At 53.7% G+C, this 23,736-nt stretch carries 23 protein-coding genes and 1 pseudogene; 9 read left to right on the top strand and 15 right to left on the bottom strand.

Annotated features, from left to right (window positions below; genetic code table 11):
* Window positions 1-43 precede the first annotated feature (43 nt).
* Window positions 44-1,081 carry a virulence RhuM family protein gene (locus AC07UY_RS04810; RefSeq protein WP_494659604.1) on the top strand — a complete coding sequence of 346 codons (1,038 nt, stop codon included), beginning with the start codon at window positions 44-46 and terminating at the stop codon, window positions 1,079-1,081.
* A gap of 306 nt (window positions 1,082-1,387) precedes the next feature.
* Complete coding sequence (locus AC07UY_RS04805) at window positions 1,388-3,094, top strand: SulP family inorganic anion transporter (protein WP_494659603.1); 1,707 nt, start codon at window positions 1,388-1,390, stop codon at window positions 3,092-3,094.
* Between the two features lie 80 nt (window positions 3,095-3,174).
* On the opposite strand, the gene AC07UY_RS04800 is transcribed toward AC07UY_RS04805, so the two are convergent.
* Window positions 3,175-4,083, bottom strand: coding sequence for a LysR family transcriptional regulator (locus AC07UY_RS04800; RefSeq protein WP_494659602.1), 909 nt, complete (start codon window positions 4,081-4,083; stop codon window positions 3,175-3,177).
* A 175-nt stretch (window positions 4,084-4,258) separates the two neighbouring features.
* Here AC07UY_RS04800 and AC07UY_RS04795 point away from each other — a divergent pair, with 175 nt between their 5' ends.
* Window positions 4,259-5,161, top strand: coding sequence for a carboxylate/amino acid/amine transporter (locus AC07UY_RS04795; protein ID WP_203359543.1), 903 nt, complete (start codon window positions 4,259-4,261; stop codon window positions 5,159-5,161).
* Between the two features lie 28 nt (window positions 5,162-5,189).
* On the opposite strand, the gene nlpA is transcribed toward AC07UY_RS04795, so the two are convergent.
* Together nlpA and AC07UY_RS04785 are read right to left on the bottom strand one after the other, a co-directional pair.
* Complete coding sequence (nlpA, locus tag AC07UY_RS04790) at window positions 5,190-6,008, bottom strand: lipoprotein NlpA (RefSeq protein WP_494659601.1); 819 nt, start codon at window positions 6,006-6,008, stop codon at window positions 5,190-5,192.
* Window positions 6,009-6,173: 165 nt separating this feature from the next.
* Entirely contained in the window at window positions 6,174-6,590 is a 417-nt protein-coding gene (locus AC07UY_RS04785; protein ID WP_494659600.1) for a GNAT family N-acetyltransferase, read from the bottom strand.
* Window positions 6,591-6,718: 128 nt separating this feature from the next.
* On the opposite strand from AC07UY_RS04785, the gene AC07UY_RS04780 reads away from it, so the two are divergent.
* Complete coding sequence (locus AC07UY_RS04780; RefSeq protein WP_203359540.1) at window positions 6,719-7,012, top strand: YicS family protein; 294 nt, start codon at window positions 6,719-6,721, stop codon at window positions 7,010-7,012.
* Window positions 7,013-7,140: 128 nt separating this feature from the next.
* Entirely contained in the window at window positions 7,141-8,523 is a 1,383-nt protein-coding gene (locus AC07UY_RS04775) for a glycoside hydrolase family 1 protein (protein WP_494659599.1), read from the top strand.
* A 33-nt stretch (window positions 8,524-8,556) separates the two neighbouring features.
* Here AC07UY_RS04775 and nepI read toward each other — a convergent pair whose 3' ends face one another.
* The 5 genes from nepI to AC07UY_RS04750 all read right to left on the bottom strand — a co-directional run bounded on the left by nepI (window position 8,557) and on the right by AC07UY_RS04750 (window position 12,663).
* On the bottom strand, window positions 8,557-9,753 hold the full coding sequence (gene nepI, locus AC07UY_RS04770; protein WP_494659598.1) for a purine ribonucleoside efflux pump NepI: 1,197 nt from the start codon (window positions 9,751-9,753) through the stop codon (window positions 8,557-8,559).
* Window positions 9,754-9,873: 120 nt separating this feature from the next.
* Window positions 9,874-10,173, bottom strand: a complete 300-nt coding sequence (locus tag AC07UY_RS04765; protein WP_494700890.1) for a helix-turn-helix domain-containing protein — start codon at window positions 10,171-10,173, stop codon at window positions 9,874-9,876.
* A 9-nt stretch (window positions 10,174-10,182) separates the two neighbouring features.
* Entirely contained in the window at window positions 10,183-10,524 is a 342-nt protein-coding gene (locus AC07UY_RS04760) for a type II toxin-antitoxin system RelE/ParE family toxin (protein WP_494700891.1), read from the bottom strand.
* Window positions 10,525-10,823: 299 nt separating this feature from the next.
* Window positions 10,824-11,276, bottom strand: coding sequence for a DUF1198 domain-containing protein (locus AC07UY_RS04755; protein WP_203359535.1), 453 nt, complete (start codon window positions 11,274-11,276; stop codon window positions 10,824-10,826).
* Between the two features lie 52 nt (window positions 11,277-11,328).
* Window positions 11,329-12,663 (bottom strand): NCS2 family permease, encoded by a 1,335-nt coding sequence (locus AC07UY_RS04750; RefSeq protein WP_494700892.1) that lies wholly within the window; start codon window positions 12,661-12,663, stop codon window positions 11,329-11,331.
* Window positions 12,664-12,838: 175 nt separating this feature from the next.
* Between AC07UY_RS04750 and adeD the strand changes: the two genes are divergently transcribed.
* Window positions 12,839-14,602, top strand: coding sequence for an adenine deaminase (gene adeD, locus AC07UY_RS04745; RefSeq protein WP_494700893.1), 1,764 nt, complete (start codon window positions 12,839-12,841; stop codon window positions 14,600-14,602).
* Window positions 14,603-14,658: 56 nt separating this feature from the next.
* On the opposite strand, the gene uhpT is transcribed toward adeD, so the two are convergent.
* From uhpT to ivbL, 7 genes are all read right to left on the bottom strand, one after another.
* Window positions 14,659-16,050: a hexose-6-phosphate:phosphate antiporter UhpT gene (gene uhpT, locus AC07UY_RS04740; protein ID WP_494700894.1), complete on the bottom strand. Its 1,392-nt coding sequence runs from the start codon at window positions 16,048-16,050 to the stop codon at window positions 14,659-14,661.
* Window positions 16,051-16,193: 143 nt separating this feature from the next.
* On the bottom strand, window positions 16,194-17,522 hold the full coding sequence (locus AC07UY_RS04735) for an MFS transporter (protein WP_494700895.1): 1,329 nt from the start codon (window positions 17,520-17,522) through the stop codon (window positions 16,194-16,196).
* A gap of 9 nt (window positions 17,523-17,531) precedes the next feature.
* Window positions 17,532-19,034 (bottom strand): signal transduction histidine-protein kinase/phosphatase UhpB, encoded by a 1,503-nt coding sequence (gene uhpB / locus AC07UY_RS04730; protein WP_494700896.1) that lies wholly within the window; start codon window positions 19,032-19,034, stop codon window positions 17,532-17,534.
* Window positions 19,034-19,624: a response regulator transcription factor UhpA gene (gene uhpA, locus AC07UY_RS04725; protein ID WP_203359529.1), complete on the bottom strand. Its 591-nt coding sequence runs from the start codon at window positions 19,622-19,624 to the stop codon at window positions 19,034-19,036. The genes uhpB and uhpA overlap by 1 nt, the downstream gene beginning before the upstream one ends.
* Before the next feature lie 266 nt (window positions 19,625-19,890).
* The gene (gene ilvN, locus AC07UY_RS04720) at window positions 19,891-20,181 is read right to left on the bottom strand and encodes an acetolactate synthase small subunit (RefSeq protein ID WP_494659592.1); all 291 of its coding nucleotides are present in this window, start codon (window positions 20,179-20,181) and stop codon (window positions 19,891-19,893) included.
* A gap of 3 nt (window positions 20,182-20,184) precedes the next feature.
* The gene (gene ilvB, locus AC07UY_RS04715) at window positions 20,185-21,873 is read right to left on the bottom strand and encodes an acetolactate synthase large subunit (protein WP_494700897.1); all 1,689 of its coding nucleotides are present in this window, start codon (window positions 21,871-21,873) and stop codon (window positions 20,185-20,187) included.
* 104 nt (window positions 21,874-21,977) lie between these two features.
* The gene (gene ivbL / locus AC07UY_RS04710; RefSeq protein ID WP_047460165.1) at window positions 21,978-22,076 is read right to left on the bottom strand and encodes an ilvB operon leader peptide IvbL; all 99 of its coding nucleotides are present in this window, start codon (window positions 22,074-22,076) and stop codon (window positions 21,978-21,980) included.
* Window positions 22,077-22,525: 449 nt separating this feature from the next.
* Between ivbL and AC07UY_RS04705 the strand changes: the two are divergent.
* The 3 genes and pseudogenes from AC07UY_RS04705 to AC07UY_RS04695 form a co-directional block, all read left to right on the top strand.
* A pseudogene (locus AC07UY_RS04705) lies at window positions 22,526-22,637 on the top strand (hypothetical protein); the annotation flags it as partial.
* Complete coding sequence (tisB, locus tag AC07UY_RS04700) at window positions 22,634-22,723, top strand: type I toxin-antitoxin system toxin TisB (RefSeq protein WP_000060506.1); 90 nt, start codon at window positions 22,634-22,636, stop codon at window positions 22,721-22,723. The pseudogene AC07UY_RS04705 and the gene tisB, both read left to right, overlap by 4 nt.
* Before the next feature lie 92 nt (window positions 22,724-22,815).
* A complete protein-coding gene (locus AC07UY_RS04695) occupies window positions 22,816-23,676 on the top strand; it encodes an EamA family transporter (protein WP_494700910.1) in 861 nt (286 codons plus the stop codon).
* Window positions 23,677-23,736 lie beyond the last annotated feature (60 nt).

Here is a 23,736-nt window from a genome sequence, read left to right as displayed (position 1 = left end):
AAGCGTTCTACAGCGTAGTACGTCGAATTAAAGCGGAGGCGACATGGCAGATAAAAGCGTAACCCCATCCCCATCAGGGGAATTTGTCATGTTTGCCAGTGAAGACGGCACTGTTCATATTACTTGTCGTTTTGAACATGAAACGCTATGGCTCTCACAAGCAGCCATAGCGAACCTTTACCAGGTAACGCCTCAGGCCATTACGCAACATATTAAATCGATTTATGAAGAAGGTGAGCTTGAACAACAAGCAACTTGTAAGGCTTACTTACAAGTTCAACAGGAAGGCCAGCGCCAGGTAAATCGCAACACACTTCACTATAGCCTGCCCGTCATTCTCGCCATCGGTTATCGCGTCCGCTCCGTGCGCGGCACGCAATTCCGTCAGTGGGCCACCCGAACGCTGCGGGAATATCTGGTTAAAGGATTTGTCATGGACGATGAGCGGCTGAAGAATCCGCCGGTCAACTCATCTTCCGTACCCGACTATTTCGATGAGATGCTGGAGCGCATCCGTGATATCCGCGCAAGCGAACGTCGGGTTTATTTACGGGTGCGGGAAATTTTTGCACTAGCGTCGGACTACCAACCCTCACTCAACGAAACGACGCAATTTTTTCAGATCATCCAGAATAAACTGCATTTTGCCTGCACAGGCCATACTGCTGCGGAGTTGATTCACCAGCGTGCCGATGCTAATCAACCGCATATGGGCTTAACCAGCTATAAAGGCGAGGAGATCCGTAAAAGTGATGTAACCGTCGCGAAAAATTACCTTAATCAGAATGAAGTGAAGGAGCTTAATCGGATCGTCAATATGTGGCTCGACTTTGCCGAAGATCAGGCAAGACGTCGCCAGCAGGTGTTTTTACAAGACTGGCAAAACAAGCTGGATCAGTTCCTGCAGTTTAACGACCGTGAAGTGCTGGAAGGTTCAGGCAAGATCAGCAAGAAAATGGCGGATGAAAAAGCACAGGCAGAATATATTCAGTTTGAAAATCAGCAGCGTCGACTGAAAGAAGCCGAAGGCGAGAAGAATATTTCCAGTTTGCTACAGTGGAAAAACGAAGCGAAGAAGTAGCCCAGCCCCCCCCTGAACAAGCAAACATATTTTTCGCGAATGCACATGACTCTACCGATTTATCTTACCCGGTATTTGAATCCAACCTTTGCGCCCGCTACACCATAGCACCTATACACCAAGGCGCGCCTACTCAGCGTTCTGCCGCTTCTGTTACAATGCCTGCCGCCGGATCTTAGTTAGTCATGCTCCTGCTGGAGCGTGACGTCGCTGGCATCCATAATCTATCAGCGACGCGTTGCATTTCACATTGCATGATATGTCCGCTAAATGCAGTCGAGCAGTTAACCCGCTCCGGAGAATACTATGCTCAAATATATTCTTTTAAATTACATGCCAGGCTTAAAGAATTTATTAGATTACGAAAAAAGCTGGCTAAAACAGGATATTAGAGCTGGATTATCCGTCGCGGCGGTGGCGCTTCCTGTTGCCATTGCGTATGCCGAGCTGGCCGGTGTGGGGGCTGTCGTCGGGCTGTATTCCTGCATTTTACCGATGATTGCCTATGCGCTGTTTGGTTCTTCCCGACAGCTGATTGTGGGCCCCGATGCCACCACCTGCGCTGTTATCGCGGCCGTCGTTATTCCTCTGGCCGCCGGAAACCCTGAACTTCACTGGCAGCTAACGATCGTCATGACACTGATGATGGGCGTGTGGTGTATTCTTGCCAGCCAGTTTCGTCTTGGCGCCATTGCCGACCTGCTTTCACACCCGATCCTGACCGGTTTACTTAACGGTGTTGCCATCACCATTATCGTGGGGCAACTGGGAAAAGTGCTGGGAATTACGCTCAACCAGGAGCAGGTGATTGAGAAAATTATCGCCTTACCGGGTCGGATCCCGGACAGCCATTTATTAACCGCCGCGATTTCACTGCTAACGTTCGCCATCCTCATTACTGTCAAGAAGTTCCGCAGCCAGTGGCCAGCCCCTTTAATTGCCATCATATTGATGACACTACTGATGTGGTGTACCCCGGCACAACAGCTTGGTGTTGCCACCATCGGCGGCGATAATTTTCAGTCAGGTCTGCCCGTTGTCCACTGGGGAACATTCCAGCCCGGTTTAATGCGTGATTTAGTGATCCCGGCGCTCAACCTGGCGTTAGTCAGTTTTGTCAGCCTGATGCTGACAGCGCGCAGCTTTGCGGCCAAAAACGGCTATGGGATTAACGCCGACGTTGAATTCAGAGCCCTCGGCATTGCGAACATCATGTCCGGTTTATCGCAGGGATTTGCTATTAGCGGCGCAGACTCCCGCACCGCAGTAAATGACGCCAACGGCGGTAAAAGCCAGCTGGTGTCTATTATCGCCGCGCTGGTGATTGCGGTTATCGTCTTGTTCTTCACTGACCCCTTAAAATACATCCCGGTCTCCGCCCTCGGCGTCGTTTTAATTTTTGCCTCATGGTCGTTGATCGATTTACGTGGGCTGTGGGGGCTGAGAAAACGAAATAAACCAGCCTTCCGTCTGGCCTGCTTTACGTTTGTCTGTGTGTTATTGATTGGCGTTATTCAGGGAATCGGGCTTGCCGTATTACTGGGGTTGCTGCAATTTTTGCGCACCGTATTTCGTCCGACTGAGCAACTGCTCGGGACAGATGAAAATGGGATGATCCATTCCTTAGGTAATACCAACGATATCAAAATGGTCCCTGGTGTCATGATGTATCGCTTTAATTCACCTCTGACCTATTTTAATGCGGCCTATTTTAAACGGCGGATACTGAATCTGGTTGATGGCGCCACGTTTGATCCCAAATGGGTGGTGATTGACGCCGTTGCGTGCTTTACCCATCCGGATATCAGCGTATTAGCCACCATTGATGAATTAATCAATGAACTCCAGACCCGCAACATCATGTTAGTGCTGGCAGGCCGAAAAACGGAGTTAACACGCTGGTTTACTGAACACCGACCGATGATGGACGAGAGTAATATTATCTTTGCTCCCGACCTTTATCTGGCGCTCAGGCTAATTCAAAGTAAAGACAGTATGGATCAGGACGCGTAACCGGCGGCGTTCACAGACTGTACCAAAAGCGCATACCTGAACACTTTTGGTACGGTCGACATTTCGCGTCTGGTTCGGGTTCAGGGAAGTAACGGCTCCAGCGCGTCACAGCGCGCTTTTACCGCTTCATGCAGCAAACGCACGGCGGCGGAGAGCTGTTTGCGGTGCGGGCAGATCATGTTTAATGGCGCGCTCTCGCCCTGATATTCCGGCATCAGCACCTGCAACTTTCCGTCTCGCACATCGTCACAGACGTCCAGCCAGGACTTGTACGCAATCCCTTCTCCTGCAATCGCCAGCCGCCGGATGACTTCGGCATCATCGCTCATCATGACGCCATTCACCTGCACGCTACTGACTTCGCCGTTGCGGATGAACGTCCAACGGTCGTGAAGACGCCCACGCAGCACGAACGTCAACGCATTGCGCTGCGCCAAATCCTCCGGGCTGTGCGGTTCGCCATGTTGCGCAATCCAGTCTGGCGAGGCCACCAGCACGCGGCGATTGCCGGGGGCAACAGGCAGCGCGATATACGAGGCGTCTTCGGTATGCCCATAACGAAACGCGACATCAACCGGATCTTTGAACACATCGGCAATCTGATCGGAGAAAAATATCCGCAACCGTAGCGCGGGATGGCGACGGCGGAAGGACTGAAAAACAGGCAACAGCAGGTTTCGCCCGAGGTCGGACGGCACGGCAATTTGCAGCATCCCGGAAATCTCATCGTCCGGCGTCTGGATCTTTTGCAACCCCGCGTACATCGCCTCCAGCATCTGGCGGGCGTAGGGTAGCCAGATTTCACCTTCCGGCGTCAGGCGCAGGCTGCGGGTCGAGCGGGCGAACAAGCGAATGTTTAATATGGATTCCAGCCGTTTGATAGCCGAACTGACCTGAGCAGGCGGTACGCCGGCTTCTCGTGCGGCGTCACTAAAACTGTTTAACGCCGCAGCGCGGACAAACAACGTGAGATCTTCAAGGCGGAACATGTGCACTCCCCGAGTATAAGTCCGATCGCCATCAGGCTATTTTTCCCGTTCTGCCGTCGGTTTGCCATCGAATTATTTAGACAGGATATCCACGCGGTTACCGGTGACGACTTGCACATTATCTCTGCTATGATGCCTGCACATAAAAAAGACAAAACAACACGCAGAGGAAATAATGAGTTCCACCAGAAGAGGGATGATGAACGTCCTGATCGCCGCCGTATTGTGGGGCAGTTCAGGGGTATGCGCGCAGTACATCATGGAGCAAAGCCAGATGTCGTCGCAGTTTCTAACGATGACGCGTCTGATATTCGCCGGACTGATTCTCCTCATGCTCTCCTTTGTGCATGGCGATAAGGTGTTTTCCATCCTCAGGAATCGCAAAGACGCCCTGAGCCTGCTGATCTTCTCCATCGCCGGCGCGCTCACCGTACAGCTGACCTTCCTGCTCACTATCGAGAAATCCAACGCCGCCACCGCCACGGTGCTGCAATTTTTGTCACCGACGATTATCGTGGCGTGGTTCGCGCTGGTGCGTAAAGCACGGCCCGGCATTCTGGTGCTGACCGCCATTCTCACCTCGCTGATTGGCACCTTTTTACTGGTGACTCACGGCAACCCAACGTCGCTGACAATTTCACCTTCCGCGCTGTTCTGGGGAATAGCCTCGGCCTTTGCCGCCGCGTTTTATACGACCTACCCCTCTACGCTGATTGCGCGATACGGCACGTTACCGATTGTCGGCTGGAGTATGTTAATCGGCGGGGTGATCCTGTTGCCGTTTTACGCTGGAGAGGGCACCCACTTCGTGGTGAATGGCAGTCTGATTCTGGCGTTTTTCTATCTGGTGGTGATCGGCACGTCGCTGACGTTCAGCCTGTACCTGAAAGGCGCGCAGATGATTGGCGGGCCGAGGGCCAGTATTCTGAGCTGCGCAGAGCCATTGAGCAGCGCATTGCTCTCACTGCTGTTGCTGGGGATCACGTTCACCCTGCCGGACTGGCTGGGTACGCTGCTGATCCTCTCCTCAGTAGTGCTGATTTCAATGGACTCCCGCCGCCGCGCCAGAGGGGTCTGATGTCCACCGGCGCGGCAACGGGTGAGCATCACCAGCCCGGCACCGCGCCGCCGTTAAAGATTTTCTCTGCCGCTTTAGCGACTTCAGGCGACTGATAGGATTGAAGAAATTCTTTCACGTTTTCGGCGTCTTTATTGTCTTCCCGCGCCACCAGAATGTTCACATACGGCGAGTTTTTATCTTCAATGAACACGCTGTCATGCACCGGAGACAGCCCGGTCTGCTGAATATAAGTGGTGCTGATAATCGCCACATCGACTTTTGCATCGTCCAGGACACGCGGTAACTGTGCGCCTTCCAGTTCCATAATGTTCAGGTGACGCGGATTGTCGGTGATATCCAGCGCCGTTGGCAGTAGCCCTTTCCCCGCTTTCAACGTGATCAGCTTTTCTTTTTGCAGCAGTAACAGCGCGCGACCGAGGTTGGTTGGGTCGTTGGGGATCGCCACCGTTGCCCCCTCTTTCAGTTGATCTACGGTTTTAATTTTCTTCGAGTAGCCCGCCATCGGGAAGACAAACGTATTGCCCACCGTCACCAGTTTGTAGTTGTGCGCCTTATTATCCTGCTCGAGGAATGGGCGATGCTGGAAGACGTTAGCATCCAGTTCACCATGGTTGGTGGCGTCGTTGGGTAGCAACGAGCCGCTAAAGCCGACCAGTTCGACGTCCAGGCCGTATTTCTCTTTTGCCACTTTTTTGGCGACTTCCGCCACATCCTGCTCAGCGCCGTTAATCACGCCCACTTTGATGTGTTTTGTGTCGCTGCTTTGTTGATCGCAGCCTGCCAGCAGTAATCCCGCCAGCAATACTGCCGTGCCTGTCCAGACATGAGGTATCGTCAATTTCACGTTTTTATCCTTTTAAAATAACCGCCAGAGGGTAATGAAATGACTATAACGGGAGAGGCGTGGCGGATTAAAAATCGAAAAAGCATCAGCAAGAAGAAAAAGGCATAACGGGAAAATACCGGATGGCAGAAGTCCTGGTTTTCTGCTGGCTCCGCCATCCGGTCATCAAAATGTTTTCGACAAATAGTGGCGGGAAATGCCTTTTTCCGGAAAGTCCGGCAGCGTCATTTGCTGTGTATAGCCGTGTTTCTGGTAAAACGGCAGCGCCTGGAAGCTGAAGGTATCCACCAGTGCATGCAGGCAACCCCGCGCCTGCGCAGTTTGCTCCGCCGCCTGCACTAGTTTGCTGCCATAACCCGCTTTACGTAAGGATTCACTCACCCACACATACTCAATGCTCAGCCAGTCGCCCTTGATTTTCGCAATTAATCCCCCCTGCATCTCACCGTGCGAATCCCGCCAGTAGACCGCAAGATCGCCGAAATTCGTGGTTTTAATAAACTGTGCGTTATAGGCTCGCAGCCCCTTAAAGAGCGCATTCTGGTCCTCTTCGGTCACCGTATCGGTAATCTGTATCTGCATTTTATCCCTCTGAAAAACTACAACTTATGGTTGAACGCATTATTGAAGGTAGCACAGGCTGATGAGAGAGCACTGAACTGTCTACACTTACTCTAGTGATGATGCGCATTGATAAAAGGATGATGACTATGAAACGAATCATGTTACCGCTCGTGACCGCCCTGCTCGTATTGCCGGGAATTGCGCAGGCCAACTCGGCTTACGGCGGGCTCCAGACGGCGAATGAAAAGACGACAGTGCTGAACGACTTACGCAAAATCTGCACACCGCAGGCCTCAATGTCGGATGCGGCATGGGAAAAAAGCATTATGTCTGGTGAAGTCAATCAGCAGCATATCCGTGAAGCGATTATCGCCATCGAGCGAAATAACCAGAACAACTACTGGGAAGCGCTGGGCAAGGTTGAATGCCCTGATATGTAACACACGGTATTGCATCGTTTATTTCGCCCGTTCTACCTTGAAAACGGGCGCTGTAACCGGTTTCTTTTTTCTAAATTCGCCTATTCTCTTTGGAACAGACATTTGTTGCTGACCAAGGAGAAAAAACAATGCGATACCGTTTTCCTGAAAACTTTTGGTGGGGCAGTGCCTGCTCGGCGCTGCAAACCGAAGGCGACAGCCTGAACGGCGGCAAAAGCCAGACCACATGGGATGCGTGGTTCGCCAGCCAGCCAGGTCGTTTCCATCAAGGGATTGGTCCGGAGAATACCTCTGGCTTTTACCAGCACTGGAAACAGGACATCGCACTGCTAAAGCAGCTGAAACATAACAGTTTCCGTACGTCGCTGAGCTGGTCGCGTCTGATCCCCGACGGCACCGGCGAGGTCAATCCTGAAGCCGTTGAGTTCTACAATCAGGTGATCGACGAGTTACTGGCGCAGGGGATCACGCCGTTTATTACACTGTTCCACTTCGATATGCCGATGGTGATGCAGGAGAAAGGCGGGTGGGAAAACCGAGACGTGGTGGCGGCTTTTGGTCGCTATGCGCAACTCTGTTTCGATCTGTTCGGCAACCGGGTTAAGCACTGGTTTACCTTCAACGAACCGATTGTTCCGGTCGAGGGGGGCTATTTGTATGACTTCCATTACCCCAACGTGGTGGATTTCAAACGCGCAGCTACCGTGGCGTATCATACGGTGCTGGCGCACTCTTTAGCGGTTCGCGCTTACCGTGCCGGAAGCCACGACGGTGAAATTGGCGTGGTGCTGAACTTAACGCCCTCTTACCCGCGCTCGGCACATCCGGCAGATGTTAAAGCCGCACATCATGCGGATCTGCTGTTTAACCGCAGCTTCCTTGATCCGGTACTAAAAGGGGAATATCCCGCCGACTTGATCGCATTGTTGAAAGAGTACGATCAGCTCCCCGCGTGTCAGCCTGGTGACAAAGAACTGATTGCCGACGGTAAGATTGATCTGCTGGGGATCAATTACTACCAGCCACGCCGTGTGAAGTGCCGGGATTCTGCCGTCCATCCTGACGCCCCCTTTATGCCGGAAGGATTATTTGATTACTACGAAATGCCGGGGCGTAAAATGAATCCTTACCGCGGCTGGGAAATTTATGAGCCGGGTATTTACGATATTATTACTAACCTGCGCGATCATTACGGCAACCCGCGTTGCTTTATTTCTGAAAACGGCATGGGAGTCGAGAACGAGCAGCGCTTTATCGAGGATGGTCACATTAACGACCATTACCGCATTGAATTTGTCAGTGAACATCTGAAGTGGCTGCACAAAGGCATTAGCGAAGGCTGCAATTGCCTTGGCTACCACATGTGGACCTTTATTGATAACTGGTCATGGTTGAACGGCTATAAAAACCGCTACGGTTTTGTGCAGTTAGATTTAGAGACTCAACAGCGCACCATTAAACAGAGCGGCAAATGGTTTGCCGCTACGGCTGAAAATAACGGCTTTAATTAAGTCAAAGGGTGACCTCCGGGTCACCCTTCCCGCTTACGGATGGGCGCTTTTTATGCGCACTTTCGAGGCGACCAAAAGCGCCGTCAGCAGCATCAATCCGCCTGACAGCACCAACGGTGACAGTAAACCCAGGTTGTCGAGTGCGTAGCCCCCTGCCGCTGCGCCACAGGTGTTTGCCAGTTGGATCACCGCGACCTGAATAGATCCGGCTTTTTCCGCCTGATCGGCAAGCGTGCGCGTGATCCACGTTGACCACCCGACCGGCACCAGCGCAAACGCCAGCCCCCAGATAATGGCGATCCCTGCGGCGACCCCTTTGTCGCTCCCCCATAATGTCAGCACCAACGCGCTCACGGCCAGCACCAGCGGTGCGCCCGCCAGCGCCAGTTTGACCGAGCGTTTGAGGATAACGGAAGAGATCGAGGTGCCGACAAAGCTGGCAATACCAAAACTCAACAGCACCAGCGTCAGACCATCAACGTCAAAGCCCGCCAGATTCATATACAGCGGGCGAATGTAGGTAAAGAACGCGAACTGGCCAGCAAACGACATGAAGATGGCAATCATTCCGGCCATCACCCCAGGACGTTGCAGCAGGCTAAGCATGTTTTGCTTTTGGTGAGACGGTTCACCAGGCAGAGAAGGCAACGCTTTCAGCACCCAGAGAATACACAGCACCCCCATCACCGCCGCCGCATTAAAGACGTTACGCCAGCCAATAATACCGCCTAAAAAACTGCCCAACGGCGCAGCGATCACCAGCGCAATAGAGACCGCGCCGAAAATCACCGACAGCGCTTTCGGTACCGTACGCGCCGGAACCAGGCGCATAGTGAGCGACGCAGACATCGCCCAGAACCCGCCAAGCGCCAGTCCGAGGCAAGCACGACCCATCAGCAGTAATGTGAAGGAGTTGGCAAACGAAACCAGCAGGCATGAAATCGTCAGCAGAATGGCAAACAAGAGCACCACATAGCGACGGTCGGTCGCCTGGATAATTTGGGTAACGAACAGGCTGGCAAACATAGCGACAAACGCGGTTACAGTCACCGACTGACCGGCAACGCCTTCAGAGATCCCCAGATCCTGCGCCATTGGCGTCAGCAGACTAACGGGCAGAAATTCTACGGTGATCAGACAGGCGACGCAGAACGCCACAGCAAATACCGCAGACCAGTTAGGTCGGGCCATTTCTCCAGCGCGGGATTTTTCAGCTATACATTCACTCATTTTGTTACCTGCGTCTATTTTTTGTAGAAAAGTTACGCAGTGTAACATTTTAAATGTGACGAACTTAACGTTTTAGCAACTAAAACGCCTTACACCGAAAGAATACGTCATCCCGGCGCATTAAATATGGAACGCCACTCTCTTACCTGTAGGCAACTTAACATCAATACTTAACTCGCCACCCAGCGCTGCTACGTAACGTTTCAACGTAGAGAGGCGAGGATCATTTTCAGCCTGTTCCATTTTTGCAATGGTTGGTTGCTTAACGCCCATTGCCGCGGCCAGTTCTGCCTGAGACAGGTTAAGTTCTTCCCTTAACATATTTAACGCAATAGCCTGGTGCATCTCCTCGACTTTTTCAGCAATACGCGCCTGACTTTCCGGGGTTTGTTTAGCCATCAACTCTTTGAGGGTAGCCATAATTTTTCCTTACTTATTAAGATGTTTTCTGTACTCAGCATCTGCAAACTTAATCATATCCTTATTGAATTTCTTCTCGTTTAACCCCGTTTTATCTCCAGCGCACAACACGATGCCATGACGAGAAGGATCAAACGCGAAGAACGCCCGAATTGGGCTACCTTGATGCTGAAGGCGTAACTCTTTCATGTTCGAAAAAGCGGAGTCGTTCACCGTATCCGCAAACGGTCTTCCCAATTGGGGACCATATTCGGACAAAATAATCATAGCGGCGAGCATGTCCTCCTTGAGTGCTTCAGTTTGTTCGTCAAACCACCTGTCGAAAACGTCCGTTGTTTCAACATCCCACATAAGCGATCCCTCATAGCCAATAAGCTATAGATAAATTATAGCCTATTAGCTATAAAATCACTCTGTCTCGTCACACTAGTTACACGCTTGCCAGTCCGGCATCATACGCAGCCGGAGATCCTCTCCTGATGTCCGTTAATCATCGGATTCGGTACCGTGCGGGCCAGGTCATTGCGTTTTGGTGAATAGCCTGGTACATGATGAACCTCGTCGTAAGCGTTAACGAGGGGCATCATGCGCGGGAGGTGGGGTATAAATATAATGACGATCCAGGATAATCATCATCACGAATATTGATATCAGTGCAGCCAGTGAACGCCATCTTCGGGCTGAAAAAACGCGTTGTAGCGCATCTGAAAGGCGTTAATCTCCTGCATATCGGGCTCCATTTCGCGCAGAAAACCCAGCGCAAGGCGCACCTGCGCGTCGGTAATCGGCGCCGACAACCGGGCTTTTTGCAGTAAACGATGCCACTGTTGCAGGCTCTGATCGCTGCCGTCTACAATTACGTTCTGCCAGATCAGCAGCACCTGTGCGGCATTTTGTAAATGCGATTCATCGGGGCGGTGCAGATACTGTAAAAACGCCTCGCCTTGCGTTTTGCCCATTTGATCGATCATCGATTCCACCGGCACCACATCAATACCAAGACGCTCGCTCAGACGGCGAATCGCCCGTCGGGACCCGGAAGTGAGCACCCGAAAACCGATAACAAACACCACCGCCAGTGTGGCCAGCATTATCCAGACCATGAGTTCTCCTGCTTTATCAGCACTCATGATATCTGGAAACCGTCTGTGAATACTAATCCACCAGAATGATTTTCAACGCAAAAAGCACCGCCACGGCAATGACACAGAGGTTTAGCTCACGCCAGCGCCCGGTAAACACTTTCATAATGCAGTACGACATGAAACCCAGCGCAATCCCCTCGGTGATGGAAAAGGTAAACGGCATCATCACCGTCGTGATAAACGCAGGAACCGATTCGGTAAAGTCGTCCCAGTTCACGCGAGACAGGCTCGAGGTCATCAGAACGCCAACAAAAATAAGCGCCCCTGCCGTCGCATAGGCGGGAACCATCCCCACCAGCGGTGAAAAGAACATCACCAACAGGAATAATACCCCCACCACCACCGCCGTCAGGCCCGTACGTCCACCCACCGCCACGCCTGAGGTACTTTCTATATAGGCGGTAACGGAAGAGGTGCCGATAAACGCCCCAGCGACCGAACTCAGGCTGTCGACATACAGCGCCTTATTCATGTTAGGAAATTTACCGTCTTGATCGATTAACCCTGCTTTATCCGTTACACCAATTAACGTCCCTGATGAGTCAAATAAATTGATTAGCATGAAGGAAAAAATGATACCGGCCAAATTAAGCGATAATGCACCGCTCAAATCTACCTCGCCCATCACAGCGCTGATATTGGGCGGAACAGAATATACGCCATTAAAATGCACATCACCGAAAAATAACCCACAGCACGATGTCACCACGATTGATACCAGCACGGCGGCATGAAAATTCCGGGATGACAGAATGGTAATAATAAAGAAGCCTAAAATACCCAGTAATACTGTATGTGAGCTTAAGTTACCGATCGCCACCAGCGTGTCTTTATTTGCAACGATGACACCTGCGTTTTTTAACCCCATCATTGCGATAAATAAACCGATGCCGCTGGTGATACCAATACGTAAACTGACAGGAATGTTAGAAATCATCCAGTAGCGAATGCGAAAGAGCGTGAGCAAAAACAGTCCCACGGCTCCCCAAAATATTGCGCCCATACCGGTTTGCCAACTCACGCCCATCGCCCCGACGACCACAAACGCGAAAAACGCGTTCAGCCCCATTGCAGGCGCCAGTGCGACAGGCAGATTGGCAACCACTCCCATCGCAATACTACCGATACCGGCAATCAGACAGGTCGTCACAAACACCACTTTGGGGTCCATCTGCGCGGCCCCCAATATCTGAGGGTTAACGAAAACAATGTACACCATCGTTAAAAATGTCGTCATACCGGCGATCATTTCAGTACGTACGGTTGTACCGTGCTGGTGAATTTTAAAGAATCGCGAAAGGCTACCTGAATCCTCTCTTATGTCATCACTGATCTCATTATTCATTTTTTTCATCCATTAACGAGAATATTAACTATCTCTTTTTTAAACATATCCCATACTTAATTCAGTGATAATTATCACATTGCAATTGTGCGTAAGCCGATAAACTTTAAATAATAATTTGGTGTTTCTTAATGATAAATAACAATCAAATTGATAAAATCAAAATGAGAAAAATATGAATACTTTTATTAGCTATAAGTTTCATTACATTAGCCGCCAGGAACAGCAGGAATTGTTGGCGGTTTCTCGTGGCGAAGCCGTCGCCGATTATATTATTGATAATGTCATTCTTCTCGACCTCATCAACGGCGGAGAAATGGCAGGGCCGATTGTTATTAAAGGACAGCATATCGCGGGCATCGGCCCAGAATATATCGGCGCCCCGGTATTACATCGCGTGGATGCCCACGGCGCAACGGCAGTGCCTGGTTTTATCGATTCACACCTGCATATTGAATCCAGCATGATGACGCCCGTGACCTTTGAAACGGCGACGCTGCCGCGCGGACTCACCACGGTCATCTGCGATCCGCACGAAATCGTCAACGTGATGGGTGAAACCGGATTTGCCTGGTTTGTCCGCTGTGCAGAACAGGCAAAGCAAAATCAGTACCTTCAGGTCAGTTCCTGCGTTCCGGCCCTGGCGGGATGTGATGTGAACGGAGCCTCTTTTACCCTCGAGCAAATGCTCGCCTGGCGCGATCATCCGCTGGTAACCGGGCTGGCGGAAGTGATGGATTATCCTGGCGTCATTGCCGGACAGAATGCGCTTCTCGATAAACTGGATGCCTTTCGCCACCTGACGCTAGACGGTCACTGCCCGGGACTAAGCGGCAAAGCGCTTAACGCCTACATTGCCGCCGGGATCGAGAATTGCCACGAGAGCTATCGTCTGGAGGAGGGTCGCCGCAAACTGCAACTCGGAATGGCACTCATGATCCGTGAAGGTTCCGCAGCCCGTAATCTCAACGCGCTGGCACCGCTTGTCAATGAGATGAACAGCCTGCAATGCATGCTTTGCACTGATGACCGTAACCCGTGGGAAATTGCTCATGAGGGACATATCGACGCGCTTATTCGGCGGCTGATTTTACAACATAACGTACCGCTTCACGTTGCTTACCGCGTCGCCAGTTGGTCAGCCGCGCGGCATTTTGGCCTGCACCATCTTGGGCTGCTGGCTCCCGGTAAACAGGCGGATATCGTTCTGCTTAGCGATGCCCGTCACGTAACGGTACAGCAGGTCTTTGTCAAAGGAGAGCCCATCAACACCGATGCTTTGAAAGCAGAAGAACCCGCAAGACTGGCGCGAAGCGCGCCTCCCTATGGCAACACCATTGCGCGGCAACCGGTATCCGCTGCCGACTTCCCGCTGCATTTCACGCCCGGAAAACGCTATCGGGTCATTGATGTTATCCCTAACGAATTAATTACTCACGCCAGCACCTGTCTGTGTACCCCGGATGGCTTCGATCGCGATAATATCTGCTACATCGCCGTCCTTGAGCGCTACGGGCACCAGCTCTCCCCGGCCTGCGGTTTGCTGGGCGGATTTGGCTTGCGTGAAGGCGCGCTGGCGGCAACCGTTAGCCATGACAGCCATAATATTGTGGTGGTTGGTCGCAGCGCCGAAGAGATGGCCCTCGCGGTGAATCAGGTGATCGCCGATGGCGGCGGGCTATGCGTGGTTCGTCACGGGCACGTACAGAGTCATTTAGCGCTACCGATAGCCGGTCTGATGAGCACCGACACCGCACAATCGCTGGCGAAGCAGATTGATGCGCTCAAGGCGGCGGGTCGCGAGTGCGGTGCACTGCCCGACGAACCGTTTATCCAGATGGCGTTTCTCTCTTTGCCGGTCATCCCTGCGTTAAAGCTCACCAGCCAGGGACTTTTTGACGGCGAAACATTTACATTTACATCCCTGGAGACTGACTGACTTCAGGCATAAAAAAGCCCGGCATTAAGCCGGGCAAAGCGTTACCAAATACACACTTAAGCTACTTTCAATTCTCGAATTTTCTTTTCCCGGCGGATTTTACGTTCTTCAAATACGGCCACGATGGCCATCAGGCAGATACAGCCGATGGCGGCAGTATCCAGCGCAGCGAAGGTGCCCGCCCAGCCGGTCAGACCAAAGATTGGCGTACCGTCGGCAATCATCCCCAGTCCCAGTTTGGCGAAGCTGTCGCCAATCAGATAAGCAAAGGTGCCTTTGATACCATCGGCGGCGCCGATCGCTTTTTTCGGTACAAAACCAACCGCCGCGACGCCGATTAACAACTGCGGACCAAACACCAGGAAACCAAGGGCAAACAGGGACGCCAGATAAACGTACTGGTTGCTGGCATGCTGGTAGACGCCCAGCGCGGCAATGATCAGCGCCAGCGCAACGCAGGCGACCAGCGCACGACGCCCGTTCGCCAGGTCAGACAGCCAGCCCCACAGCAGCGTACCGACCAGCGCGCCCACTTCAAACAGAGTAAAGCCCTGAATCGCCACCTCTTTGGAGAGTTTCAGCTCCTGGAAGGCATACACGGTGGACCACTGATCGATACCGATGCGCACCACGTACAGGAAGATGTTGGAGAAGCACAGCAGCCAGATCACTTTGTTTTTCAGCACATACTCAACAAAGATCTGCCATTTGGTCATCTCATTTTCTTCAGTCTCTTTGTCTTCTTCGCTGATCTCTTCACCGAACAGCTCTTCCGCTTTACCGAGGCCGTAAGATTCCGGGGAGTCGCTGCCATAGCGCAGGCCGATAAAGCCCACAATCAGCGCAATAATCGACGGGAAGATAAACATGCCGATCACATGACCGTCGAACAGGACGTTCGCGCCGAACAGCGCTACGCCCGCAGCGCCCGCGCCGCCAAGGTTGTGGGAAATGTTCCACATGCCAAGATAAGAGCCACGCTTACGGCGCGGCGTCCATTTGGTGATGGTGGAATAGCTGCACGAACCGCCGGTACTCTGGAAGAAACCGCTCAGGGCATAAAACGCGATCATCAGGAACAGGCTGGTAGAGCCGGTACCCATGCTGGCGCTGAAGCCGAGCATACAGATAGCGGAGAGGATCAGCATAAACGGCAGGAATTGCTTGGTGTTTTTGCCGTCAGCGTAATAGGAGACCAGCGTTTTACCCACGCCGTAGGTGATCGAAAAACCCAGCCCAATCATCCCCAGTTGCGTCATGCTCAACCCGTAGGTGGAGATCATGTCGTTCTGCGCAATGTTGAAGTTTTTGCGGATCAGATACATGGTCAGGTAGCCGATGAAGACCACCAGATAGGACTGCATGAACGGTTTGAACCACATTTTACGCCGTACATCGAGCGGCAGATCGAGGGTCGGTTTACGCACCTGGTTTAGGAAGGCCAGCATGGGATGGATATCTCCTGATTTTTACACCTGCTTTATGGCAGTCATTGTAAAAATCAGCAGCCAACCCGGCCTGAGACAGCGTCCAGGCGGAACCGGGAAAATTTCTTAGTTTTGCCCGACTCGGCGCAAAAAGGTGAGGTGCGTCACGCTTCATTGACCTCGCGCGGCGCCTGAGCATTCAAAAACGGCAGCAGCAGCAGCGCGGATATCCCGGCGGCAATGGCGATCACCACAAAAAATCCGGTCCAGTGCCAGGTTTCCATCACCTGCGCCAGCGGCCAGCCGGAGAGGGATGCGCCAAGATAGGCAAACAATCCGACAAATCCGGTGGCCGCCCCTGCCGCCTCTTTGTGCGAACACTCGGCCGCCGCCATACCGATCAGCATCTGCGGGCCAAAGACGAAGAAACCGGTGGTGAAGAAGCAGGCGGCCTGCATCACGTAACTGGCGAACGGCATTAGCCACAGCGAGCCAACGGAAAGCAAAATGCCCGCAGCGAAGATCAGGTTCATTGGCCCACGGTTGCCATTGAACAGTTTATCCGAGCCCCAGCCCGCCACCAGCGCGCCAATAAACCCGCCCAGCTCGAACATGGTCACAGCCGTATTGGCGGTCACCAGGTCAACCCCCAGCGTCTCCGACATGTACAGGTTGCCCCAGTCGTTGATCGCCGCGCGCACGACGTACACCAGCACATAGCAGAGCGAGAGTAGCCAGATGTAAGGGTTCAGCAAGACATATTTGGTGAGGATCTCTTTGCGGGTCAGCCCCGCCCCCTCCTGCTGCTGGGCGATTTCCAGCGCGTCGTGCCGCCAGTCGCCCACCGGCGGTAAACCGATGGCCTGCGGCCTGTCGCGCAGTCGCCAGCAGAGAAAAATGCCCACCGCAATCGCCAGTAATCCGGCAATCATCATCCCGGCGCGCCAGCCATAATGCAGGGCGGCAGCGGCCATCACGATAGGAATGAGCGCGCCGCCGACGTTGTGCGCCGTGTTCCACAACGCCCACCAGCCGCCGCGTTCAGTGCGCGAGTACCACGCCGTCAGCAAACGGGCGCACACCGGCGAGCCCCAGCCCTGGAAGAAGGCATTCAGCGCCCACAGCAGGGCAAACGCCCACAGCGAGGTGGAGAAACCGAACAAAATGTTCACCACTCCGGTGGCGATAAGCCCCATCCCCATAAAATAGCGGGCGTTGGAGCGGTCGCTGACGATACCGGAGACAAATTTCGACAACCCGTAGGTGATGTAAAACAGCGTGGCCAGCAGACCAATATCGCTGCGGGTCAATACGCCGCTGGCGAGGATTTCCGGCACCGCGGCGTTAAAACTTTTACGGGTGAAGTAGAACAACGCGTAACCGAGCCAGATGGTGGTCAGAATATGTCGCCGCCAGTAGCGGTAACGGGCGTCGATTTCGCATTTATCGTTAAGTAACGGTGCATCCACCGGGGCTTTCAGAAACGTCAGCATTCCCTCTCCTTACACGTAACGCAATGGTAGTGAGACGCTCACGCGCGTGCCGTGGGTGCAGGAAATCGCCAGCATTCCCCCCAACGCCGTCACACGTTCACGCATTCCGGTCAGGCCAAAACCCAGCTGACCAGAGCCTGGCGGCAGCCCACAACCGTCGTCCTCAATCACCAGCATCAGGCGGTCGTCCTGCTGCCAGCCCTGGAGCGTCACCGCACTGGCACTGGCATGCTTCACAATGTTGTTCAGCCCCTCCTGGCACACCCGAAACAGGGTCACCCGCTGGCCTTCACTGAGCGTTGATTCGTCTATTGTCCAGTCGAGATGGCTGACGATACCGCGGCTTTCCAGCTCCATTTCACGCATCAGCGAACGGATGGCCTGCTCCAGCGTCAGATCGTCCAGTTGGCGGGGGCGCAAGCGCCCTAACAGGCGGCGCACCGCGTCATACACGCCCAACGACAACTGTTCGATATGCGCGCCGCTCTGCTTCACGCCCGCATTTTCCGGAGCCAGTCGTTGCACAATACCGGCCTGGGTGCGGATCGCGGTGATGGTCTGGCCGATATCGTCATGCAGCTCGCGCGCCACGTCGCGCCGTACGCTCTCTTCGGTTTCCAGCAGACGTTCCGCCAGGCGGTGATTACGCGCCAGCTCGTTTTGCAGCGACTGATTAAGCTCGCGCAGGCGTTGGATCCCCGCGCCGAGTAGCAACCCGGTCAGGCTCTGCGCCAGCAATGAGAGTAATAAATCCACCGGGTGATCGTGCCAGGTCTGGCTGGCAATCAATGCGATGGCATTCATCAGGGTCGCGATCAGCGCCCCCTGCCAGCCGTAGTGCCAGGCCAGCGCGATAATCGGCAGCGCCAGACAAAACGGCGTAAAACGGGAAAGTTCGTCCGGCAGCCCAAGCTGCAGCCACAGACTGACGGTGAACAGCAGCAGATACCAGACCAGATGGCGACCGCGCCAGTTTACCGGCTGCGAAACCAGCGCCGGACCGAGCGGCAGCCAGGTGGTGCTGGTGAGGTAATGCCAGAACACCAGGCAAATGGGGGCCAGCGTCAGTCCGCCCGTGAGCGTCAACAGCAGCGCGGTAAAGGCCGCTTCGCCTTGACCCATCCACGGTAAAGACTGTAACAATGCCGCAGCCGTAAGTGCCGCGCTTTGCAAAAGCAACGTGCGCCAGTCGCGTTGATGGCGATAGCGGGAGATTAACGCCACCGGAAGCAGCGTCAGCACGCTTCCGATCATCAAAAGGGGAAGATGAGCAAGCGCCACTTCCTGCGCCAGCCAGTAAGCAAGTAGCCATTCTGCACCCAGCAACACCGGCCAGTAGCCGCGCGGGCACTGCAGCATTAACCCCAGACGCAGACCAAATGGAAACAACAGCACCGCCATTTCCGGGCGCTCAACCAGATGCAGGCTGATGCTCCACAGGCAAAACCACGCGGCGGAGAAGATAAAAAAACAGGCGATAACGGTAATTAACCGGGAGAAAAAGGTGCTCATCACCAGCCATCAAACATACGGCGAGCCAGTTCAACGTCATTGCTGACGCCCAGTTTTTCCATCAGATTGGCGCGATGCACGTGTACTGTTTTCGGCGACAGCCCCAGTTCAGCGGCAATCTCTTTGACCGCCATACCCTGCGCCAGTTTTTCCGCCACCTGACGTTCGCGTTTTGTTAGCGGATCCTGACGCCCTGCCGCCAGCTTTACCGCGATATCCGGCGTCAAATAACAACCGCCTGTCGCCACCGTATGGACCGCAGAAATCAGTTCATCAGGGCTACAGCGTTTGGAGAGGAAACCACGGGCGCCTGCATTCAACGCCTGCTCCACCAGCGCCGGACTGTCGTGAACAGAGAGCATGATGGTCGCCATCCCTTTTGGCAGTTGGCTTAACAACTCCAGCCCGGAGATATCCGGCATGGAAATGTCGCAAATACAGACCTGCACGCCCCGCCCCGGCAGTCCCGCCAGCGCCTCTCGTCCCGATCCGAACTCGGCTACAACCTGCAAATCAGGCTCCAGCCCCAGCAACTGTGCAAAGCCGGAGCGGACGATCAGGTGATCGTCAATAAGGGCAACGGTGATCATGGTTCTGTCCTGGCGGGTAATAAAACGCACTTACCTTAACGACATACACTTCATCCTTCAAGCTGCCTCTGCGTTGGCTACATCTGCTCACCCCAGCCACTTACTTGAGTAAGCTCCTGGGGATTAATGTGGGACATCCATGTCCCACACCGAAGGCAGCCTCCGGCTGTTCAAATTCGTTCCTACGAATTTGTCTCAGACTTGCCGCCTTGATGCAGCTTGAATGATTTTGTGTACCCGCGCGTTGCTGTTCAAGCCTTGAGCTGTTATTCGAAAAAGACGGCAATCTTAGTAAACATGGTCGGATCTGACTGGTTACGAATGACTTTCACGACATCCTCCAGTTTATCTATCTGGCTAATCATCTGTTCAAGACGTTGATCGTCATTGACCAGTAGCCAGATACGGCTTTGGTCGCTGTTCTGGATCGGCAAACAGAGGATGCCTTCCACGTTAAAGGCACGACGGGCGAACAGGCCGCAGACGTGGGTCATTACGCCGGGATGGTTACGCACGGTGAGTTCCAGAATGACGTTTTCATGTGACTGTTTCTGCATGGTTTATTCCCCCACCATCTCTGTATTTGCCGCGCCCGGCGGCACCATCGGATACACTTTTTGTTCCGCATCAATACGCACATGAATCAGCGCCGGTCCCGGACGGGAGATAATCGCCTGCAACGCCGCCTGCGGGTCAGCTTCGTTATTTAAATCACAGGTTTCCAGACCAAATCCGGCAGCAATCTGCATAAAGTTGATCATCCCTGGGTAGGTGGCGGCAAAGACGCCCTGCTTGTAAAACAGACTCTGCTGCTGATGGACCAGCCCCAGCGCTTCGTTGTTCATCAGAATGATTTTCACATCCAGCTGGTTTTCGCTGGCGGTCGCCATCTCCTGAATATTCATCATCAGGCTGCCGTCGCCAGAGAAACATAATACCTTACGGTCAGGGTTCGCCAGCGCTGCGCCAATCGCCGCCGGCAGACCAAAGCCCATGGTGCCCAGGCCACCGGAGGTCAGCCACTGGCGAGGACGGTTGAGCGGATACGCCTGCGCCGTCCACATCTGATGCTGCCCCACATCGGTGGTGACAATCGCGCTGTCGTCCACACAGGCCGCCACGGCATTAATCAGCCCATAATGGCTGAGGGGATCACACTCTTGCGGGATCGCACCCGGAAACTCACGCTGCAAATCCGCCACCGTCCGGTGCCACTCCTCACGCGGTTGCACGTCAATGAATGGGATCAACTGGGCCAGAACATCATCCACATCGGCCTGAATCGCCACGTGCGCCTGCTTGATTTTCCCCAGCTCCGCGCGGTCGATATCGACATGAATAATTTTGGCGTTCGGGCAGAACTGCTCCGTTTTACCAATCGCCCGGTCATCAAAACGCGCGCCCAGAACAATCAGCAAATCCGCCTCTTGCAGGATAAAGTTGGTGCTGCGTGCGCCATGCATACCCAGCATGCCTAACGACAGCGGGTGCGCTTTTGGCAACATACCCAGCGCCATTAAGGTCATGGTGGTCGGTAACTGCGCTTTTTCCGCCAGTTCGCGCACACGGGCAGGTGCATTGATGACACCGCCGCCGAGATACAGCACCGGGCGCTTTGCCGCATTAATCATCGCGGCGGCGTCTCGGATACTTTCAGCACTGAATTCCGGCGAGGGTGATTTCTCTGCCGCAGGCGGCAGTTCTTCCAGCTCGATCGTGGCGGTCTGAACATCCTTAGGAATGTCTATCCACACCGGCCCCGGGCGTCCCGACTGGGCAATGCGAAAAGCATCACTCATCACCTGCGGCAATTCGTGAATATCTCTGACCAGATAGTTGTGTTTGGTGATGGGGATAGAAATGCCGTAGGTGTCCACTTCCTGGAAGGCGTCGGTGCCAATCATGGAGGCCGGTACCTGACCGGTAATACACACCAATGGAATGGAGTCGAGACGCGCATCGGCGATGGCGGTGACCAGGTTCGTCGCCCCCGGTCCGCTACAGGCCATACAAACAGCGGGTTTTCCATCAGTTCGCGCCATACCCTGCGCAATAAACCCCGCGCCTTGTTCGTGGCGTGCCAGGATATGACGGATTTGCGTGCTTTGGCTTAAGGCGTCGTAGACGGGGAGAATCGAACCGCCCGGGATCCCGGTCACCACGGTGATGCCCTGGCGTTCCAGTAAATGAACGATCAATTCTGCGCCCGTAAAGCGCTTACGTGTGGATGTTGTGCCCGAACTTGCCATGCTCCAGTCCTTTTATTCTGGGCCGAGGCTCCGGGAGGGTCGCTTAAACGAAAAACCCCGCCCGGTTTGCGCCGGCGGGGTTTTGGAATCGTGTGTTCCGGACCCTACGGCGCATTGCCGACGACCACCACCACACGCACGACGACCACTGCGGCAGGTTGCGCAGTTTTTAGTAGGGTCGCAGTTAGCATGGAAGGGTTCATTAGGGACCTTGTCTGTTTATTGATTAACAGGATTTATACAAGCACAGCTTTTTAGATGTGACAATGGAAAAAATTTCATCTGTGCAAAAATGCGTCAACGATCACATTATCACTGATAACGATGTAAAACAAAAAACCCCGCCGAAGCGAGGTTTTTATCAGCGTTATGCGGCTGGTAACCGCAAAGCACACTGTGTTATGTCAACACCAGAAGTATACGCATTCCACGAAAAACACGCAATTTCGGCACGAATTTTGACGCTTTTGAGTATGGTACAGAGAGGGTGTTTTGTCTAAAAATTACTGTTTATTTATACAGTAATTCATCTATAATATCACTGTACGCAATGTGTTATGCGGGGCCGCATCGTAAACCGGCGCAACAAAGCCCTGGCTGAAACGGGTGGTGCCGTCAGCGCCTTAACCCCGTGTGAGCACACTGTGTTACGTCAACAAGCACAACATTTCTCGCAAGAGAGATCGCGTGCGCAGCAGCTGGCAACAGGCAGCGGAAAGGTACGTCAGCTGGCGGTGCTCCTTCACCACAGGAGACGCGTATGAGCCTCGTGGATATCGCTATTCTTATCCTGAAACTCATTGTTGCTGCACTGCAACTGCTTGATGCAGTTCTGAAATACCTCAAGTGATTCAGATTCAAGCCGCACTAAAGGGGAGCGGGCAACCGCTCCCCTTTCACCCTCTGCCTGGTGCGTGTACCTCAAGAGTATGTTACATTTTTATTACATCCCTTAAGACACCTGTCGCCATGACCCTTTCCGTTTTCTGCATTTTGCTGTTCGCCGCGCTGCTGCACGCCAGCTGGAACGCCATCGTGAAAGCAGGAAACGACAAGCTCTACTCGGCGATTGGCGTCAGCGGCTCTGCGGCATTAATGGCGTTGGTTTGTTTACCTTTTTCCCCGCAGCCTGCCGTTGCCAGCATCCCCTTTTTAGCCGCCTCTACCGTGTTACAGGTGGTCTATACCGTTCTGGTCGCCAAAACCTATCAGGTTTCGGATATGAGCCAAACGTATCCCTTAATGCGCGGTTCCGCTCCGCTACTGGTTGCGATAATCAGCGTACTGTTTCTCGGCGATAGCCTCTCCTCACTGGCCTGGATTGGTATTGTGGTGATCTGCATTGCCATCCTCGGTATGGCCTTCAACGGCCACGCCAGTTCCCGGCAGGGCGTGGTTCTGGCCCTGATTAACGCCTGTTTTATTGCCGGATATACCCTGGTGGACGGGACAGGTGTACGACTGTCAGAAACTGCGCTGGGATACACGTTGTGGACATTCTTCCTCAATGGCTCCTGCCTGTTGAGTTGGGCGATGATTGCCCGACGCCAGGAGGCCGCACGCTACCTGGTGCAGCACTGGAAGAAGGGGATTTTTGGCGGCATCGGCACTATGGGTTCTTACGGACTGGCACTGTGGGCGATGACGCAATCCCCCCTGGCGGTGGTCGCCGCGCTGCGCGAGACCTCTATTTTGTTCGGCGCGCTTATCGCGTGGCTATTGCTCAAAGAGCGGGTCGTCGGGTTGCGCCTCGTCGCCGCAGGCGGTATTGCCGCTGGCGCCATGCTGCTTCGCCTGGCATGATGCAATCCGGCAACATTTGTTGCCGTTTTTTGTTTACATATCCTGCCGTTCGCCGACACA

Source organism: Citrobacter sp. GW821-FHT02E08 (genome assembly GCF_059421685.1).
Note: the sequence above shows the minus strand (reverse complement) of the source record. Positions and strands in the feature narration are given on the sequence as shown.